Source organism: Bacillus sp. JJ1521, from assembly GCF_036965165.1.
Taxonomy (GTDB): Bacteria; Bacillota; Bacilli; order Bacillales; family Bacillaceae_L; genus Ferdinandcohnia.
In genome coordinates this window covers 2573-5007 of record NZ_JBALOX010000270.1, presented here as the reverse complement: position 1 = coordinate 5007, position 2435 = coordinate 2573, and the positions used below count along the sequence as shown (strand labels likewise).

The 2435-nt window shown below is 40.5% G+C and carries 2 protein-coding genes; both read left to right on the top strand.

Annotated features, from left to right (window positions below; all coding sequences use genetic code 11):
• The first annotated feature begins 49 nt into the window (after window positions 1-49).
• Window positions 50-1513: an aldehyde dehydrogenase gene (locus V7147_RS24505; protein WP_335370405.1), complete on the top strand. Its 1464-nt coding sequence runs from the start codon at window positions 50-52 to the stop codon at window positions 1511-1513.
• A gap of 17 nt (window positions 1514-1530) precedes the next feature.
• A complete protein-coding gene (locus V7147_RS24500) occupies window positions 1531-2307 on the top strand; it encodes a 2-keto-4-pentenoate hydratase (protein ID WP_335370404.1) in 777 nt (258 codons plus the stop codon).
• Window positions 2308-2435: the final 128 nt, after the last annotated feature.

Sequence of the window (2435 nt, the reverse complement as noted above, 5' to 3'; positions counted from 1 at the left end):
ACAGATATAAATTATCAAAAAATTTCGTTAAGTTTAAGGAGGAATTTTAATGCAAGTAGAAACAAGAGTTAAGGCAATAGATTGTTTGCATTTTATTAACGGACAATTTGTTGGATCACAAAACGAAAAAACATTTAATAATATTAATCCTGCAACTGAAGAGGTTTTGGGAACAGTTGCAGAAGGTGGAAAGGAAGAAGTCAATTTTGCTGTAGCTGCTGCAAAAAGAGCTTTAAATGGAAAGTGGAAAAACACAACAGTTGAAGAACGTTCGAAAATTCTACGTCGAATTGGGGATTTAATCCTTGAAAGACAAGAAGAACTCGCACGACTTGAATCTTTAGATACTGGAAAGCCATTTTGGTTAGCAAATAGCGTGGATATTCCACGTGCGGCATATAACTTCCACTTCTTCGCTGATTATATGATTTCGGTTAATACCGATGCAAATTTGCAGGACGATAAAGCCTTGCATTATACGCATCGTCGTCCAGTGGGTGTGGTAGGAATTATTAAGCCATGGAACCTACCATTATTGCTTCTTACTTGGAAATTAGCGCCTTGTCTAGCAATGGGGAATACGGCGGTCATCAAACCAGCTGAATGGACACCGATGACTGCAACAGTATTGATGGAAATTTGTAAAGATGCCGGAGTTCCGGACGGGGTAGTCAATTTAGTTCATGGTTTCGGTACTGATTCTGCTGGAAGTGCAATCTCTGAGCATCCAGATGTTGATGCGATTTCTTTTATCGGTGAACCCGGAACAGGCTCTGCGATTATGAGAGCAGCATCTCCATCATTGAAAAAATTATCCTTCGAGCTTGGAGGTAAAAATCCAAATATTATTTTTGCGGATTCCGATCTTGATGAGGTGATCGAAACGACCATTAAATCAAGCTTTATCAACCAAGGCGAAGTATGTCTTTGCGGTTCGAGAATTTATGTTGAACGGCCAATTTATGAAGAGTTCTTAAACAAATTTTCCGAGAAAGTGAAGACATTAAAAGTTGGCCTACCAGAAAGTGAAGACACCAATGTTGGAGCTTTAATCAGTAAAGAACATTATGACCGAGTGAAAAGCTATCTTGAAATTGCTCGCAATGATGGCGGTACTTTTGTAACAGGTGGAAAACGTCCTGAAGGCTTCGACAAAGGTTATTATTTAGAGCCTACGATTATAACTGGGTTGGATCGTAATTCTCGTTGTGTTCGAGAAGAAATTTTCGGACCTGTTGTGACTGTTACACCATTCGATATTGAAGAAGAAGTCATCATGCAAGCAAATGACACTCACTATGGATTAAGTGCAACCATTTGGACGAATGATCTAAGACGTGCTCACCGTGTTGCCCACCAAATCGAAGCCGGAATTATTTGGGTGAATACATGGTTCTTACGTGACCTACGTACACCATTTGGTGGAACGAAACATAGTGGCATCGGCAGAACTGGCGGTATGCATAGTCTTGATTTTTATTCAGAACTATCAAATATCACGATTAAACTTTAAGAAGGGAAGTAGGACCTTTGACGAATAAAATTGAACAATTTGCCTTACAATTGGCTAAAGCAGAATCTACTGGAGTTGGCATTGACCCGCCAACTTCAGTAGATTCAGAGTTAACGGTTAAAGACGCGTACTATATTCAGCTTGAAAATATTAAAAAAAGATTATCTCAAGGACAGAAAATTGTCGGGAAAAAAATCGGTTTAACCTCGTTAGCGATGCAAAATCTTTTAGGGGTAGACGAACCGGATTACGGCCACTTATTGGATCGCATGGTGGTTGAAAATGGCGGGAAGATTTCGTTCGAAAAAGTACTGCAGCCTAAGGTGGAAGCGGAGATTGCGTTTATTTTAAACAAGGATTTACGCGGACCGAATGTGACTGCACTTGATGTTCTTCATGCAACGGAATATATCGTTCCTGCCTTAGAAATCGTAGATAGCAGAGTAAAAGATTGGAAGATTAAGCTTGCTGATACGGTCGCAGATAATGCATCCTCTGGGTTTTATGTGTTAGGTGGAAAGCCCACTAAAGTAGAAGATATTGACCTTGAGTTAATCGGAATGACGCTTTCAAAAAATGGCGAGTTGTCCAACACAGGGGTCGGTGCCGCAGCATTAGGGAACCCGGCAAATTGTGTTGCATGGTTAGCGAATAAGCTGTCTGAATTTGATATTCCGTTAAGAGCTGGTGAAGTCATTTTATCCGGTGCATTATCGGCGGCAATCGAAGCTCGTGAAGGCGATTCATTCACTGCAAGATTTGCTCATATCGGGCAAGTAAGCGTACGTTTCTAACTTTATTCAGCGGGAGCTTAATCCCATTGAATAAAGTTAAAGCCTCCAACGGATGCCACAGATTTTCAATGGAAATTTTTCGAGGAGTAAGATTAAAGACTAAGTACGCCACATCCTGTGGCAACGTC

What these genes read in the sequence shown, in the direction of transcription:
- V7147_RS24505 (WP_335370405.1), top strand. Translation starts at nt 50, where the DNA reads ATGCAAGTAGAAACAAGAGTTAAGGCAATAGATTGTTTGCATTTTATT.